Here is a 16,642-nt window from a genome sequence, read left to right as displayed (position 1 = left end):
AATGATCGATTTTAATGTACCACCATTTACAGGAAAAGAACTGGACTATATAAAAGAGGCGATTGACGCAAGGAAAATCAGTGGTGACGGAAAGTTTACAAAGCGGTGTTCCCAATGGATGGAAGAGCGTTTCCATGTAAAACATGCTCTGCTTACCACATCCTGCACCCATGCCCTGGAAATGGCGGCCTTTCTGGCAGAGATCCGGCCGGGGGATGAAGTGATTATGCCGGCATATACATTTGTTTCCACTGCGGATGCATTCGTACTCCAGGGCGCAAAGCTGGTATTTGTAGATATCCGGCCGGACACCATGAATATAGATGAACGTCTGATTGAACAGGCGGTAACGGAGAAGACAAAAGCCATTGTACCGGTTCACTATGCCGGGGTGGCATGTGCCATGGATGAGATTATGGCAATTGCCGGGAGACATCATTTGGCTGTTATTGAAGATGCGGCGCAGGGTGTGGATGCTTACTACAAAGGCAAAGCCCTTGGTACAATCGGGGATTTTGGATGTTACAGTTTTCATGAGACCAAGAATTATTCTATGGGTGAAGGCGGAGCGATATTATTCCAGGGGGATGAATATCGTGAAAAAGCGGAAATACTAAGAGAAAAGGGAACCAACCGGAGTAAGTTTTTCCGGGGACAGATAGATAAATATACCTGGGTGAATTATGGTTCCTCATACCTGCCTAGCGATATGAATGCGGCTTATCTCTATGCCCAGCTGGAAATCGCAGATAAAATTACAAAGGATAGAATGAGAAGCTATGCATACTATCAGGAGGGCCTGAAGGGATTGGCGGATCAGGGATATTTAAGTCAGCCATCGGTGCCGGAATATGCGGTGCACAATGCCCACATGTACTATATTAAAGTGGAGAATCTTAAAGTGAGAAGCAGATTAATCGCCTATCTTCATGATAATGGCATACATAGTGTGTTTCATTATATTCCTCTGCATACTGCTCCGGCAGGTCTGAAATTCGGACGTTTCTGCGGAGAAGACCGCTATACCACTTTGGAGAGTGAACGCCTTTTGCGGCTTCCGATGTATTATGGTCTGGAGGAAAAGGATTTGGAACATGTGGTAAAAACAATAAAAAGTTTTTTCACAGGAGACAGCAGTTTTGCAGGTCAGCCTGCTTGTGCTATTCAAGGGGACAAAAATGAGTAAACATGCAAAGATTTCCTGGGGAAAGCTGGTAAAACGACTTTCTCCATATAATATTAAAAAAGCGTGTCTGTATCTGAAGCACTATGGCTTCAAGGAGTTTACGGTAAAACTTACAGAGCGTTTTGAACATTCGGATGTGGACTATCCTGTCTGGTTTGACAGGCACAAAGCATCGGCAGAGGAACTGGAACGGCAGAGAGAACAAAACTGGAAGAATCCGGTGAAATTCAGCGTGGTAGTTCCTGTTTACCGGACGCCGGAAGATTTTTTGCGCCAGATGATCGAATCGGTCTGCGAACAGAGTTATCCTCATTGGGAGCTGTGTCTTGCTGATGGCAGCGGAGACGACACGCAGACGGGTAAGATTATAAAAGAATATGTGAAAAGTGATGCCAGAATCCGGTATCAGAAACTGGAAGAAAATCTGGGGATTGCAGATAATACAAATGCGGCATTTACGATGGCTAAAGGAGAGTTCATTGTTTTGTTTGATCATGATGACCTGCTGGCACCAAATGCGCTGTACGAAGTGGCGAAGGCGATAGAGGAAAATCAGGAAGCAGAAGTTATTTATACAGATGAAGATAAAGTGACATCGGATCTTTCGGAACATTTCCAGCCGCATTTTAAGCCGGACTTTAACCTGGATCTGTTGAGGTCGAACAATTATATCTGTCATCTGTTTGTGGTAAAGAGAAGTCTGGTAGAAAAAGCAGGAGGGCTTCGCAGGGAATTTGAAGGCGCCCAGGATTATGATTTTGTTTTCCGGTGCATCGAAGAGGCAAGTAAAGGGGAAATGCATGATCAGAGTGTGAACAAAAACCATGTTGATACAGCTGGTTCCGGAAGTATCGCAGGCCGCCTTGCAATATGCAGAGGGTCTAAAGTAATACATGTCCCGAAGGTACTCTATCACTGGAGAATTCACAAAGCTTCCACAGCAGACAATCCCGCAAGTAAGGCCTATGCTTTTGAGGCAGGAAAACGGGCAATTGAAGCACATCTGAACCGATGCAAAGTAAAAGGAAGTGTTAGCCAGACAAAAGATATGGGATTTTACCGGGTTTCCTATGAAGTGACCCATAAACCGCTTGTCTCGATTATCATTCCCAATAAAGATCATGCAGATATCTTGCAGAGCTGTCTAAATTCCATCAAAGAAAAGACAACTTATCCGAATTATGAGGTTATTATTGTAGAAAATAATAGTAAAGAGGAAGAAACTTTTGCATTTTATAAAAATTTGGATGGACAAAATCGGATTCAAGTAGTATATTGGGACAAGGAATGTAGACTTTCCTCGGAATGTAGCCCTTCCTCGGAATGTAGCCCTTCCCCGGAAGGTAGCCATACTTCCAAATTTAATTATTCGGCTATTAACAATTTTGGAATAGCAAAATCTTCAGGGGAATATATCATCTGCCTGAATAATGATATAACAGTAATAACACCGGGATGGATTGAAGAATTTTTAGGCCATGCAATAAGAGAAGAAGTCGGCATTGTCGGTGCAAGGCTTTATTACCCGGATGATACCATTCAGCATGCGGGTATTGTACTGGGGATCGGCGGAATAGCAGGCAGTATGTTTGTGGGACTGCCCAGAAGCCATAGCGGTTATCTGCATAAAGCCAGGCTGCAGCAGGATATGAGCGCAGTGACAGCTGCATGTATGATGGTCAGCCGCAGTGTCTATGAAGAAGTGGGTGGATTTGAAGAGAAACTGGCAGTTGCCTTTAACGATGTGGATTTTTGTCTGAAGGTTGGGAAAGCAGGCTATCTTGTGGTTTATGACCCCTTTGTGGAAATGTACCATCACGAGTCAAAGACCCGCGGACCGGAAGATACAAAAGAGAAAGTAAGACGTTTTCAATCAGAGATAGAATATATGAGAAGTCATTGGATTTCCCTCCTGAAACAGGGTGATCCTTATTATAACCCTAATTTTTCTTTGAAAACCTGGAATTATGAACTGAAAAATGAATTTTCAAACAGGCTTTAATACAGCAACCGCGCAATTTCCACAGACTGGTATTGAATGGCAAAAACTGATGCAGCGCTGTACTGGCCGGAAATGTCGCAAGAGGAATAGTTTATGTGTAAAGTATCAGTTGTGATACCAAATTATAATGGAATGATTTATCTGGATGACTGCCTGAGCGCACTGCGCAGGCAGACGGAGAAAGACTTTGAGATCCTGCTGGTGGATAACGGATCCGGTGACGGGAGCATTTCATTTGTAAAAGAGAAATATCCGGAAGTAAGATGTATAGCATTAAAACGAAATTATGGGTTTTGCCGGGCGGTTAATATCGGGATTCAGAAAGCAAAGGCACCTTACGTGATCCTGTTAAATAATGATACAAAAGCAGAAGAGGATTTCGTCAGGGCCCTGCTTGCAGATATAGAAATGCATCCAAACTGTTTTTCCAGCCAGGCGAAAATACTGCAGATGCATAATCCCGCTCTGATGGACGATGGTGGAAATTATTACTGTTCTTTAGGCTGGGCATTCGCCTGGGGAAAAGACATGCCCGCAAATCTGTATGATGAACCCCGTAGAATATTTGCATCCTGTGCATGTGCTGCAATTTACCGAAAAAGTATTTTCTCGGTGATTGGATATTTCGATGAACGGCATTACGCATATCTGGAAGATATCGATATCGGATACCGGGCAAGGATTGAAGGATATGAGAACCGCTATGCACCTGGGGCAGTTGTGCATCATGTAGGAAGCGGAACCACCGGTTCCAGATACAATGAATTTAAAATCGGCTACTCAGCCAGAAATAATATTTATTTAATTTATAAAAACATGCCTTTTCTGCAAATACTATTAAATATACCATTCTTAATAACGGGAATTCTGGTGAAAACAGTATTTTTTGGCAGTAAAGGATATTTTAAAGAGTATATACAGGGAATTAGAAAAGGTTTCGCATTGGCGGAAAAAGGAAGTAAAGTTAAATTTAAAAAGAAAAATTTCAAGAATTATGTTAAAATACAATTTGAATTGTGGATTAATATCATAAAACGTCTGAAAAATACGAGATAAGTTCTAAAAAAGTTAGATATCAAATCGAAAAATGACAGTTGCCCTTTTTAGGGAGATATTGTATTATAGAACGTATGGATAAAGCGAGGAGTGAAGATTAGTGATTAAAGATAATCAAAAGTATTTAAATCGCTTTCATGTTGTAATTGATGGCTGTGTTATTGCGGTCAGTTACGTAGCGGCATGGTTTATCCAGTTTTGGCTGCTGGAGGATCCGGATATAGGTAAGCTTCCGGTGCAAACTTATATGTCCGCATTAATTCCATTAATACCAGGACTGCTGCTGCTTTATTATGCTTTCAGCCTTTATACTCCGAAAAGAGTGCAGGGCAGGCGGTTAGAATTTGGTAATATCATGAAAGCAAACAGTATTGCACTGTTGCTGTTTATACTTATTTTATATATGATACATGAAAACAACTTTTCGCGAAAGATGCTTTTCATTTTCTATGGCTTAAATATAGGCATGGAAATTCTGGTCCGTTATTTTATACGTAAAGTATTGATGAATATGCGGGCAAAGGGAATGAATCTTAAGCATATTATTCTGGTCGGATACAGCCGGGCAGCAGAGGAGTTTGTAGACCGGGTGAAGGAAAATCCGCAATGGGGTTATCTGATCCGCGGTATCCTGGATGATAATGTGGAAAGCGGAACCATGTATAAAGGTATTAAGGTTATTGGGCGAATAGATAATCTGCTGGTAATACTTCCGCAAAACAGGCTGGATGAGATAGCGATTACTCTGGGATTGAATGAATATTACAAATTGGAACGTATTGTTTCCTTATGTGAAAAGTCAGGTGTCCATACAAAGTTTATTCCGGATTATAATAATATAATTCCGACAAAGCCATATACAGAAGATCTTCTGGGACTTCCGGTTGTTAATATCCGCCACGTCCCGCTTACGAATACATTTAACATGATGGTAAAAAGAGCAGTTGACATTCTGGGAGGAACCTGTGCAATTATTTTGTTTTCTCCAGTCATGTTAATCGTTACCGGGGTAATCAAGCTGACTTCTCCGGGTCCCCTTATCTTTAAGCAGGAGAGGGTAGGGCTTCATAACAAGCCTTTTATGATGTACAAGTTCCGGTCCATGGAGGTACAAAAGCCAAACACAGAACAGCGCGCATGGACGGTTAAAAATGATCCGCGTGTTACCGGTATCGGAAAATTTATGCGGAAAACCAGTATTGATGAACTTCCGCAGCTTTTTAATGTCCTGAAAGGAGATATGAGCCTGGTGGGACCAAGGCCGGAGCGGCCGCAATTCGTAGAAAAGTTCAGAGAAGAAATACCTCGTTATATGATAAAGCATCAGGTACGGCCCGGGATGACCGGATGGGCACAGATTAATGGTTACCGTGGAGATACCTCTATCAGACGCCGTATAGATTATGACTTGTACTACATTGAGAACTGGACTTTGGGATTGGATATTAAAATCCTTTTTTTGACGATTTTCAAAGGATTTGTTAATAAAAATGCATATTAAAGATTAATTAGAGAAGGGGAATGAAATGTCAGATCGAAAGAAAAACCGCGAAAGCCAGAATAGAAACCAGGGCCGTCCGAATAATGGTCCGTATCAGAGCGGCCCAAATAATGGCCCATACCAGAACGGACCTTATAATGGTCCCTATCAAAATGGACCTTACAACGGTCCGAACAACGGGCAGTATCAAAATGGCCCATACAATGGTCCGAATAACGGATACCAGAATGGTCCGTACAATGGTCCTGGAAACGGTCCGTATAACAATGGACAGTACCAGCAGAATGGATCTTATAACGGACAATATCAGAATGGACCTTATCAGAACGGACCTTACAATGGGCCTGGTAATGGTGCGCCAAAGGGCAGAAAACCGAAAAACAGCAATGTAGCCCCTGCCGGTGGATATCCGGGAGGAAAGGATAAGAAGTCATCCAAGAGAAAAACCAGAAGAAGAATCATTTTTGTAATTGAAATACTTGTTCTGCTGGTACTTGCAGTAGGATTATTTGTTGCTGCTAAATTCAGTAAATTAAAAACAGAAGATATTGCAGAAGGCGATATTATTATCAACTCAGAGATTCCTTCTGAGCAGGCAGCGGTCATGAAGGGTTACCGGAACATAGCTCTATTTGGCGTGGATTCCAGGGATGCGTCTACAACAGACTCCCGTAGTGATACGATTATGGTGGCAAGTATTAACAACGAAACAAAGGACATTAAACTGGTTTCTATTTACCGCGATACTTACTTAGACAACACGAACGGTGAATATCGGAAAGCAACAGAGTGTTATCAGTTTGGCGGACCGAAACGTTCTATGAATATGATTAATAAAAATCTGGACATGGATATCACCGATTATGTTACGGTTAACTTCAATGCAGTTGCAGAAGTGGTAAATGCACTGGGCGGTGTGGAAATCGATATACAGGAAGATGAGATTGTTCACCTGAATAATTATCAGGTAGAAGGATCCGAAGTAACGGGATTGGAAATTGTCCCCGTGGAAACAACAGGCCTTCAGACATTAAATGGTTTACAGGCATTATCTTACTGCAGAATCCGTTATACAGCTGGAGATGACTTTAAGCGTACAGAACGTCAGAGAACTGTATTAGAGCAGATCTTTAAAAAGGCAAAAACAGCAAATCTTTTGGAATTAAATAAAATTATAGACAGTGTGTTTGATAATATTTCCACAAGTTTAAGTGTTACCGAGATGGCTAGTCTTGCAAAAGACATCGCTTCTTATAACATGAGTGATACGACCGGTTTCCCGTTCGAGCAGATGCCGGCTAATATTGCCGCAGGCGACTGTGTAGTACCTGTTAATCTGGCCCAGAATGTAAAAGAACTTCATACGTATCTATTCGGCAGCGATGGCTATACACCTTCCAATACGGTACAGGAAATCAGTAACAAGATCATTAACGAAACAGGAATTCAATAAACCTATGAAAAATTATACAGTTGATGTTATCATCCCGACTTATAAGCCGGGAAAACAATTTCATATGCTGATGCAGATATTAACCAGGCAGGATTATCCCATACATTGTATTCGTATTATGAATACAGAGAAAAAGTATTTCCCGAAAGCAGGGATTTATGAGAAAATGCCGGGGGTGGAAATCCACCATTTATCTGCAGAAGAATTTAATCATGGCGGCACTAGAAATAGAGCCGCCACGATGTCTGATACGGACATTTTATTGTTCATGACTCAGGATGCCATGCCAAAAGATGAATTTCTGGTTTCGTCCCTGGTAAAAGCGTTCGAGCGTGAATCTGTGGGTGCGGCCTATGCCAGGCAGCTTCCAAACGATGACTGTAAGATTATTGAACGTTATACAAGATCCTTTAACTATGGAGATAAAAGTGTTGTAAAATCAAAAGAGGATCTTCCCGTTCTGGGAATAAAAACCTTTTTTTGTTCCAATGTGTGTGCCGCATACCGAAGGGAGCTGTACGCTGCACTTGGAGGTTTTGAAAAGCATACAATCTTTAATGAAGATATGATTATGGCAGGAAAGATGATAAAATCCGGCAGAGAGATTGCATATGTGGCAGAAGCTATGGTATATCACTCTCATAACTATGGGAATATGATGCAGTTTAAGCGTAATTTTGATCTGGCTGTCTCCCAGGCTGACCATCCACAGATATTTTCAATGGCAAGTTCCGAGAGCGAGGGAATGCGAATGGTAAAGCAGACCGCTGCATATCTTATGAAAATCCATAAACCCTGGCTGATCGCTGATCTGGTAATGAAAAGCGGGTTTAAATACCTGGGATACTTTTTAGGAAAACGATACAGGAGATTGCCGAAATGGCTGGTTTTGAAATGCACTATGAGTCCTAATTACTGGAAACAACAACAAAGCAACCGCTAAATGAATTATGAGGAGGAACAACTATGTGTGGAATTGTTGGTTATATAGGAGAGAGTCAGGCAGCACCAATTTTATTGGATGGCTTGTCAAAACTGGAATATCGTGGTTATGATTCTGCTGGAATAGCAGTTTATGACGGTACCTCAATTGAAATGAAGAAATCCACCGGGCGTCTGAAGATTCTGGATGAACTGACACACGGCGGCGCAACTATGCCGGGGATGGCAGGAATCGGACATACGAGATGGGCAACACATGGCTCACCGTCTGATGTGAATGCACATCCACATTTTAATAAAGATGCTTCCATCGTAGTTGTACACAATGGAATTATCGAGAATTATTTAAAGTTAAAGAAAAAGCTCCAGTCTAAAGGGTATGAATTTTTATCTGAGACAGATACGGAAGTGATTGCCCATCTTCTGGACTATTACTACAAAGGTGACCCGTTAGAGGCGATTACTAAGATTATGCACCGTGTAGAAGGTTCTTATGCCCTTGGAATCATGTTTAAAGAACATCCGGGCGAAATCTATGCCGTTCGTAAAGACAGCCCCTTAATCGTGGGACACAGCAAAGATGGCAACCTGATTGCATCCGATGTTCCCGCAGTGTTAAAGTACACCAGAAACGTTTATTTTATCCAAAATGAAGAAATAGCTATGCTGACGAAAGATGGCATGACCTTCTATAATATTGATGAAGAAGAGATCGATAAAGAATCAACAGAAATACAATGGGATATCAGTGCTGCGGAAAAAGGCGGATATGAGCATTTCATGTTAAAAGAAATGTATGAACAGCCAAAAGCGGTTACCGATACATTGAATCCAAGAATTAAAGGAAATGAAATTGTAATTGAAGAACTGGGAATGACCGAAGAAGAAATTAAGGCAATCCGTAAAATTTATATTATTGCCTGCGGTTCCGCTTATCACACCGGTGTCACTGCAAAATATGTATTTGAAGGTCTGGCTAGAATTCCGGTAGAAGTAGATCTGGCCAGCGAATTCCGTTATCGCAATCCGATTTTTGAGCCGGATACCATGGCAATTATCGTTAGCCAGTCCGGTGAGACTGCAGATTCTCTGGCTGCACTCCGTGAGGCAAAGGCGCATGGCATTAAGGTATTGGGAATTGTAAATGTAGTGGGAAGTTCCATAGCACGGGAAGCGGACAATGTAATGTATACCTGGGCTGGTCCGGAAATAGCAGTAGCAACCACGAAAGCATACAGCACCCAGCTGATTGCCCAGTATTTACTGGCATTAAAATTTGCCCATGTAAGAGGTAAAGTGACAGACAGCCAGATGGAAGAGTACATCAGGGAACTGAAAAGGCTGCCTCAGCAGATTGAAATGCTTTTAAACAACAAAGAAAAGATTCAGCGTTTTGCTAATCGTTATATTGCCGCAAAAGACGTATTTTTTATCGGAAGAGGAATTGATTATTCCATTTCCCTGGAAGGCTCTTTAAAGTTAAAAGAAATCTCCTATATCCATTCTGAGGCTTATGCAGCAGGTGAGTTAAAGCATGGCACAATATCCCTGATTGAAGAGGGAACGCTGGTAGCAGCAGTGCTTACCCAGGAAGACCTTTACAAAAAAATGATCAGTAACATGCAGGAAGTAAAGACAAGAGGGGCATTCCTTCTGGCAGTTACAAATGCAGACCACACTGATGTGGAGAAAACGGCTGATTATGTAATCTACATACCGAAGACAAACCAGTATTTTGCCAATTCACTGGCGATTATTCCGCTGCAGCTGTTCGGTTATTATGTAGCTCTGGGCAAAGGCTGTGATGTAGATAAGCCGAGAAATCTGGCAAAGTCTGTTACCGTAGAATAGTGGAATAAATGTAAGTATATGCATTCGTATATTGTTCCTGTATAGAATCAGTACGGGCGCAGTACAATAGGAAATACAGGATTTTAAATGCAGTCCGTAACTCCTAAAGTACTGCGTCCATATTTATTTTCAACATTTTTTGATATTTTTGTCGTTTCAAATTTTTTTAAAACATTTATCACAGATTGAACACATTTGGTTGTTAAACTGATACCAGAAAATAACAAAGAGGAAAAATACGAGGAGGTAATTCAAATGTATGATGAATTTAACGATAAAGAACAAAACAATGTAACAGGAGGTACTCCTTCTAATTCAGGAGAAGGATACAGACAGGACGAAGTGTATGAACAAAGTGATGCACAGCCATCAAACGAGAATATGGTTTACGATGCAGATGAGACTGCAGATACCATAGAATCACCGGAAACATCAGAAACTGCTGACACAGCTGAGGAACAGGCATATGCACAGCCAGATAATCAAATGACAAGTTCCCAGAATCAAAACGGGCAGGCTCAGAATAATTCATTTTATCATTACGCTTATGACCGGGATAACAGACAGGAAGAAGAACAGCAGCAGGATCAGCAGGGACAACAGCAGCACTCTTATGGCTCCTATCAGACAGGCGGCCAGAACCCGAATCCGCCCCGCTATGAAAAACCGAAAAAGAAAAAAATCCATGATGTCCAAAATTGCAGTGGCAGCATCGGTAGCAGTTGTATTCGGTGTAGTGGCAAGCGCATCCTTCCAGATTACAGATTATGTAGGTGGAAAAGTATTCCCGCAGACAAAGCAAACAGAAGCGAAAATCAGTTCAACAGGAACAGTGAATGAGCTGAATAAGACTGCAGAAGGCAGCACAGTCAGTACATCATCCACTGATGTGGCAAAGGTTGCCGAAAATGCAATGCCTTCCATTGTAGCAATTACCAGTAAAACGGTAAAAGAAGTACAGACATATTTTTATGGAACTCAGGCACAGGAAGAAGAGAGCAGCGGCTCCGGTATTATCATTGGTAAAAATGACAAGGAGTTACTGATTGCAACAAATAACCATGTAGTAGAGGGTTCCGAAAACCTGACCGTATGTTTTACTGTAAATGTGGAAAATCAGGAAGATAAAGTAGTTCAGGCACAGGTAAAAGGAACGGATCCGGAACATGATCTGGCAATGGTAGCAGTACAGTTAAGTGATATTCCGGCAGATGTATTAAATCAGGTTAAAATAGCTGAAATCGGTGATTCTGATAACTTACAGGTTGGACAGCAGGCAATTGCAATTGGTAATGCACTTGGCTATGGACAGTCCGTTACATCCGGTATTATCAGCGCACTAAACCGTGAAGTCAGTGTTGAGACTACATCCGGAACAGTTACCAACAGTCTGATCCAGACAGATGCAGCGATTAACTTCGGTAACAGCGGTGGTGCTTTATTGAATATCAACGGTCAGTTAATCGGAATCAATTCTGTAAAAGCAGCATCTTCAGGAGTAGAGGGGATGGGATATGCGATACCGATTAATACTGCAAAACCGATCTTAGATGATTTAATGAACCGTACTACCAGATCAAAAGTGGAAAGCAGCGAAAAAGGTTATATGGGTGTGAAACCGGTGGATGTTTCTGAAGAAGCAAAACAGGTATATAATATGCCGTCCGGTGCCTTTTTATATGAAGTAGTAGAAGGTTCAGCAGCAGAAAAAGCTGGTCTGATAAAAGGGGATATTGTTACAAAGATTGACGGTATTTCCATAACATCTGCGAATGATTTATATGACAGAATGAATTATTACAAAGCAGGGGAAACAATTGATTTAGAGGTTCAGGCAGCCGATGGCGGTGAATACAAAGCCAGAACAGTCAGCATCACATTAGATAAGCAGAGTGCTGATACAACCAGCAATAATACAAATCCCCAGAGTGAAGATTCCTCAAACGGGCAGTCACAGCAGGATCAGATGACCCCAATGATTCCAAATCAGGGCGGTAATGGAATGGAGCAGTTCTTCAACTTTAATAATTAAGTGTCATTAGCAGAATAGTATAACCGTTCCAGGATTTGGAGATCCTGGAACGGTTTTTTATAGATTTTATAAAATCTTCACTTGTGCGAGCTTTTTGTCTATGATATAGTTACTTGTAGTAGTTTGTGCAAAAGAGAGGAAATAATATGTCAGATAAAAAAGATGAAATATATGATAAAGATGTAGTGGATGCTGTTGACTCTGATGATGAAGATATAACAGCAGATATTACAGAGACTGAGGAAAAAGTAAAGACAGAAAAAAATAAAGAAAAACCGGATGACGATGAATATGAAGAGGTCTGTTTTATATGCAGACGGCCGGAAAGCAAAGCCGGAAAAATGGTAAATCTTCCCAACAGTATTCATATCTGTTCGGAATGTATGCAGAAGGCATTTGATACCATGAACAATGGAAATATTCCATATAATGATCTGATGAATATGTCAAACATTAATATGGTAAATCTGTCAGAGCTTACGAATAAAATACCAAACCAGCAGAAGGTCAAGAAGAAAAAGCCCAAGGAGGAGCCTAAGAAGGAATTTGATGTAAAATCAATTCCCGCACCTCACAGGATCAAAGCCAGTCTGGACGAATATGTTATTGGTCAGGAAAAGGCAAAGAAAGTAATATCCGTTGCGGTATACAACCATTACAAGAGAGTGGCAACCGGAAATATGGATGACATTGAAATTGAGAAGTCCAATATGCTTATGATCGGACCTACCGGCAGTGGTAAAACATATCTTGTCAAAACCCTTGCAAGGCTTTTGGATGTTCCCCTTGCCATTGCAGATGCCACATCCCTGACGGAAGCGGGTTATATTGGCGATGATATCGAAAGCGTAATTTCCAAACTTCTGGCGGCTGCCGGCAATGATGTGGAGAAAGCGGAAAGAGGAATCGTATTTATAGATGAAATTGATAAGATTGCCAAGAAGAAGAATACCAATCAGAGAGATGTCAGCGGAGAATCCGTACAGCAGGGAATGTTAAAACTGTTAGAAGGTGCGGATGTAGAAGTTCCGGTAGGGGCAAACAGTAAAAATGCCATGGTACCTCTTACAACGGTAAACACCAGAAATATTCTGTTTATCTGTGGCGGAGCTTTCCCGGGACTGGAAGACATTATCAAAGAACGGTTAAACAAGCAGGCATCGGTTGGTTTCCGTGCGGATCTGAAAGACAAATATGATGAGGATCCCAACATCCTGGAAAAAGTGACGCTGGATGATATCAGAACATTTGGCATGATCCCTGAATTTATCGGGCGTCTCCCTATTGTATATACCTTACAGGGATTGACAGAGGAGATGCTTGTACAAATTTTAAAAGAGCCTAAGAATGCTATTTTAAAACAATATCAGAAGCTGCTTGCATTAGACGAAGTGAAATTGGATTTTGATGATGAAGCACTGGCATCCATCGCTAAAAAAGCATTGGAAAAGAAGACAGGAGCCAGGGCGCTTCGGGCTATTATTGAAGAGTTTATGCTGGATATTATGTATGAGATTCCAAAAGACGATAATATAGGCAATGTAACAATTACGAAAGCTTATATTGAACATACGGGAGGACCGCTGATCACCATGCGCGGAGTGCCTGCTCTGGAGGGATAAGCTTATGATATACATTCTGATACCGGTAATTATATTTATCACTGATTTTTTAATAAAAGACAAAATTGAGAAAACCAGAGAAATTGGAGAAGATGAAGAAATACTGGGTGGTAAAATCATTCTTCACAAATACCATAACAAAGGCGCTATGTTGAATTTTCTGGATAAAAAGCAGGAGTTTGTAGCCGGGCTTTCCACCGGGATGACGGTGGGAGTCCTGTTCGCTTATCTCTGGCTTCTGGGTAAAAAAGGAATGGGGTTATTAAAAACCGGATTCGCCCTGGTGCTCGGAGGTGCAGCAAGCAATATTTACGACAGGATAAAGCGTGGATACGTAGTAGACTACTTCAGCTTTCAGACAAAATGGAAAAAGTTTCGCCAAATTGTGTTTAATATATCGGATATATGCATTTTTGCGGGATCTTTTTTATTTATTTTGTGGAATCTCAGGAACAAAAGTTGACAGGATATGTCAAAAATGTTATGGTAATCTGTAGGAATACCATAGAGGAGAAAAGAAAGTTTATGGATGAATTACAAGAACAATTTTCAAAAGCATTAAAGGGACTTGTCGAAAAAGCAAAAGGTAAAAAAAATGTAATTGAATACAAAGAAATCAATGATGCTTTTGCAGGAATTGAGCTCAGTGAAGACAAGATGGATGCAATATTAGAATACTTGGAAAAGAGCAATATTGATGTATTACATGGTTCTGCAGAAGATGAAGCAGAAGAATTACTGATTGAAAATGATGATGATCTGCTGTTAGGTGAAGAAGAGGAAGTTGAAATTATCGATGATGTTGATGTCCTGGAAGGCGTCAGTACAGAAGATCCGGTACGTATGTATCTGAAGGAAATAGGTAATGTGCCTCTGCTTAGTACAGAAGAAGAAGTAGAACTGGCAAAACGTGTGGAAAATGGCGATGAAGAAGCTAAAAAATCACTGACAGAGGCAAATCTGCGTCTGGTAGTCAGTATTGCTAAAAAATATGTTGGCCGCGGTATGCCTTTCCTGGATTTGATTCAGGAAGGAAATATGGGGCTTATGAAGGCTGTGGACAAGTTCGATTATACCAAAGGATATAAGTTCAGTACTTATGCTACCTGGTGGATCCGTCAGGCGATTACACGTGGTATTGCCGATACCGGAAGAACCATTCGTGTTCCGGTACATATGGTAGAGACGATCAACAAGACCCTTCGTATGACCAGAACCCTGTTACAGGAATTAGGAAGAGAACCAACCGCTGAGGAAGTAGCGGAGAGATTGAATGTTCCGGTTGGAAGAGTAAGAGAAGTTCTGAAAATTTCCAGAGATCCGGTTTCTCTTGATACACCCATAGGTGAAGAGGATGATAGTCATTTAGGTGACTTTATAGAAGATGATTCAGCACTTTCACCTGCAGACTCTGCAGCGTTCTCCATGCTTAGAGAAGAGCTTGGCACTGCACTGGAATCCCTTACGGACAGAGAGCGTCAGGTAGTTAAACTGCGTTTTGGACTGGAAGATGGAAGAGCAAGAACACTGGAAGAAGTCGGTAAAGAATTTAACGTTACCAGAGAACGTATCAGGCAGATAGAGGCGAAAGCACTGCGCAAGCTGCGTCATCCGTCTCGTAGTAAAAGACTTAAAGATTTTCTTATTTAAAGATTAGACAGCATTTGGGCGTGCAGGCTGGTGTAATGAATTTCAAATACACTTTTGAGCAAGATAACGGGATTCGGGAGCCTCATTACAGAAGCTCCCTGGTCCCGCTTTTGTTGTACTGATACGGTTTGTCATTGGTTATAATGTGTGGATGAATAATCATAGGAAAGGTTATTATGAAAAAAATTGTCATTATCGGAGCAAATGATTTTCAAAACCCTCTGATATTAAAAGCGAAAGAGATGGGATACCAGACCCATGTGTTTGCATGGAAGGAAGGGGCTGTCGGAGAACAGACAGCAGATTATTTCTATCCGGTAAGTATTGTGGAAAAAGATGTAATACTGAAGGAATGCAAAAAGATCAGACCGGATGCGGTAGCCAGTATCGGTTCTGACCTGGCGAATATTACCGTACAGTATCTTGCGGTACGCCTGGGACTTTGTGCAAACAGCGACAGATGTATCTTGTATTCCACTAATAAATATGAAATGCGCAGGGCATTTGTAAAAAATCATATTTCGGCGCCGTTATTTACGGTGGTGGATGAGAAACGAAATGTGGAACTGCCCCAGGGCATGACATTTCCAATTATCGTCAAACCCACGGACCGGTCCGGCAGCAGGGCGATTACCAAGGTTTTCCGGGAAGAAGAGCTAGAAGGGGCAATTACGGCAGCCATCTCAAATTCTTTTGAAAAGAAGGCGATTTTAGAAGAGTATATTGACGGAGAAGAATTCAGTTGTGAAGGAATCAGCTATGAAGGACAGCATACCTTTTTGGCAATTACCAGAAAGTATACTACCGGGGCACCTCATTTTATTGAAACAGGTCACCTGGAACCCTCCGGTCTGCCCCCTGAGACAGAAGCGAAGGTATTCCGGGAGCTTGGAATGGCTCTGGATGCCCTTGAAATCCGAAATGGGGCATCCCACTCGGAATTTCGAATTAATAGCAGGCAGGAAGTGAAAATCATTGAAATAGGGTCACGTATGGGCGGAGATTGTATCGGTTCCCATCTCGTTCCACTTTCCACCGGACAGGATTATCTGAAAATGGTTATTCAGACTGCTTTGGGTGAAAGACCCAGGCTGCTGGAAGAGCCGCTTAATCACTTTGCCAGAATCCAGTTTATTTTAGGAACCGGTGATCTGGAGAAATACAGGCATATAAAAGCAAAATATCCAAAAAATATAGTATTTACCAGCGAGATCGGGGAAATTGGTTCTCATAAGGTGGTTGACAGTGGAAGCCGATTTGGCTTTTACATTATAAAAACCGGGGACTTTTCCCATATGCAGGAGATTGAAGCGCTCCTATAAAAACTGGATTCTTCATTATTAGAAG

13 protein-coding genes are annotated in these 16,642 nt (G+C 41.5%); all 13 read left to right on the top strand.

The window, feature by feature from the left end; all coding sequences use genetic code 11:
* The first annotated feature begins 1 nt into the window (after position 1).
* The 13 genes from rffA (at position 2) to RHS_RS09235 (ending at position 16,617) form a co-directional block, all read left to right on the top strand.
* Positions 2-1,186 (top strand): dTDP-4-amino-4,6-dideoxygalactose transaminase, encoded by a 1,185-nt coding sequence (gene rffA, locus RHS_RS09290; protein WP_047833011.1) that lies wholly within the window; start codon positions 2-4, stop codon positions 1,184-1,186.
* Positions 1,179-3,188, top strand: coding sequence for a glycosyltransferase (locus tag RHS_RS09285; protein WP_047833010.1), 2,010 nt, complete (start codon positions 1,179-1,181; stop codon positions 3,186-3,188). Before rffA ends, RHS_RS09285 begins: the two co-directional genes overlap by 8 nt.
* A gap of 93 nt (positions 3,189-3,281) precedes the next feature.
* Entirely contained in the window at positions 3,282-4,244 is a 963-nt protein-coding gene (locus RHS_RS09280) for a glycosyltransferase family 2 protein (protein WP_027296821.1), read from the top strand.
* Positions 4,245-4,344: 100 nt separating this feature from the next.
* Positions 4,345-5,745: an undecaprenyl-phosphate glucose phosphotransferase gene (locus RHS_RS09275; protein ID WP_027296822.1), complete on the top strand. Its 1,401-nt coding sequence runs from the start codon at positions 4,345-4,347 to the stop codon at positions 5,743-5,745.
* Between the two features lie 25 nt (positions 5,746-5,770).
* Positions 5,771-7,198, top strand: coding sequence for an LCP family protein (locus RHS_RS09270; protein ID WP_395014211.1), 1,428 nt, complete (start codon positions 5,771-5,773; stop codon positions 7,196-7,198).
* 4 nt (positions 7,199-7,202) lie between these two features.
* Complete coding sequence (locus RHS_RS09265; RefSeq protein WP_027296823.1) at positions 7,203-8,141, top strand: glycosyltransferase family 2 protein; 939 nt, start codon at positions 7,203-7,205, stop codon at positions 8,139-8,141.
* A 23-nt stretch (positions 8,142-8,164) separates the two neighbouring features.
* A complete protein-coding gene (glmS, locus tag RHS_RS09260; RefSeq protein ID WP_027296824.1) occupies positions 8,165-9,991 on the top strand; it encodes a glutamine--fructose-6-phosphate transaminase (isomerizing) in 1,827 nt (608 codons plus the stop codon).
* A gap of 255 nt (positions 9,992-10,246) precedes the next feature.
* Positions 10,247-10,831, top strand: a complete 585-nt coding sequence (locus RHS_RS30660; protein WP_395021890.1) for a hypothetical protein — start codon at positions 10,247-10,249, stop codon at positions 10,829-10,831.
* A 73-nt stretch (positions 10,832-10,904) separates the two neighbouring features.
* Positions 10,905-12,023 (top strand): S1C family serine protease, encoded by a 1,119-nt coding sequence (locus RHS_RS09255; protein ID WP_395021904.1) that lies wholly within the window; start codon positions 10,905-10,907, stop codon positions 12,021-12,023.
* 146 nt (positions 12,024-12,169) lie between these two features.
* A complete protein-coding gene (gene clpX / locus RHS_RS09250) occupies positions 12,170-13,645 on the top strand; it encodes an ATP-dependent Clp protease ATP-binding subunit ClpX (RefSeq protein ID WP_081999006.1) in 1,476 nt (491 codons plus the stop codon).
* Between the two features lie 4 nt (positions 13,646-13,649).
* Positions 13,650-14,108, top strand: coding sequence for a signal peptidase II (locus RHS_RS09245; RefSeq protein ID WP_027296826.1), 459 nt, complete (start codon positions 13,650-13,652; stop codon positions 14,106-14,108).
* Between the two features lie 62 nt (positions 14,109-14,170).
* Positions 14,171-15,295, top strand: coding sequence for an RNA polymerase sigma factor RpoD (rpoD, locus tag RHS_RS09240; RefSeq protein ID WP_027296827.1), 1,125 nt, complete (start codon positions 14,171-14,173; stop codon positions 15,293-15,295).
* Between the two features lie 176 nt (positions 15,296-15,471).
* Entirely contained in the window at positions 15,472-16,617 is a 1,146-nt protein-coding gene (locus RHS_RS09235; RefSeq protein WP_047833009.1) for an acetyl-CoA carboxylase biotin carboxylase subunit family protein, read from the top strand.
* Positions 16,618-16,642 lie beyond the last annotated feature (25 nt).

It is taken from the genome of Robinsoniella sp. RHS (genome assembly GCF_001029355.1).
GTDB lineage: Bacteria > Bacillota > Clostridia > Lachnospirales > Lachnospiraceae > Robinsoniella > Robinsoniella peoriensis.
The sequence above is the reverse complement of the archived record's forward strand: the minus strand, read 5'-3'. Positions and strand labels throughout refer to the sequence as shown.

Bases quoted from the DNA above. Each gene is read 5' to 3' on its own strand.
- RHS_RS09235 (WP_047833009.1), top strand. From the start codon at position 15,472: ATGAAAAAAATTGTCATTATCGGAGCAAATGATTTTCAAAACCCTCTG.
- RHS_RS09285 (WP_047833010.1), top strand. From the start codon at position 1,179: ATGAGTAAACATGCAAAGATTTCCTGGGGAAAGCTGGTAAAACGACTT.
- glmS (WP_027296824.1), top strand. From the start codon at position 8,165: ATGTGTGGAATTGTTGGTTATATAGGAGAGAGTCAGGCAGCACCAATT.
- RHS_RS09280 (WP_027296821.1), top strand. From the start codon at position 3,282: ATGTGTAAAGTATCAGTTGTGATACCAAATTATAATGGAATGATTTAT.
- RHS_RS30660 (WP_395021890.1), top strand. From the start codon at position 10,247: ATGTATGATGAATTTAACGATAAAGAACAAAACAATGTAACAGGAGGT.
- rffA (WP_047833011.1), top strand. From the start codon at position 2: ATGATCGATTTTAATGTACCACCATTTACAGGAAAAGAACTGGACTAT.
- RHS_RS09270 (WP_395014211.1), top strand. From the start codon at position 5,771: ATGTCAGATCGAAAGAAAAACCGCGAAAGCCAGAATAGAAACCAGGGC.
- RHS_RS09265 (WP_027296823.1), top strand. From the start codon at position 7,203: ATGAAAAATTATACAGTTGATGTTATCATCCCGACTTATAAGCCGGGA.
- RHS_RS09255 (WP_395021904.1), top strand. From the start codon at position 10,905: ATGCCTTCCATTGTAGCAATTACCAGTAAAACGGTAAAAGAAGTACAG.
- rpoD (WP_027296827.1), top strand. From the start codon at position 14,171: ATGGATGAATTACAAGAACAATTTTCAAAAGCATTAAAGGGACTTGTC.
- RHS_RS09245 (WP_027296826.1), top strand. From the start codon at position 13,650: ATGATATACATTCTGATACCGGTAATTATATTTATCACTGATTTTTTA.
- clpX (WP_081999006.1), top strand. From the start codon at position 12,170: ATGTCAGATAAAAAAGATGAAATATATGATAAAGATGTAGTGGATGCT.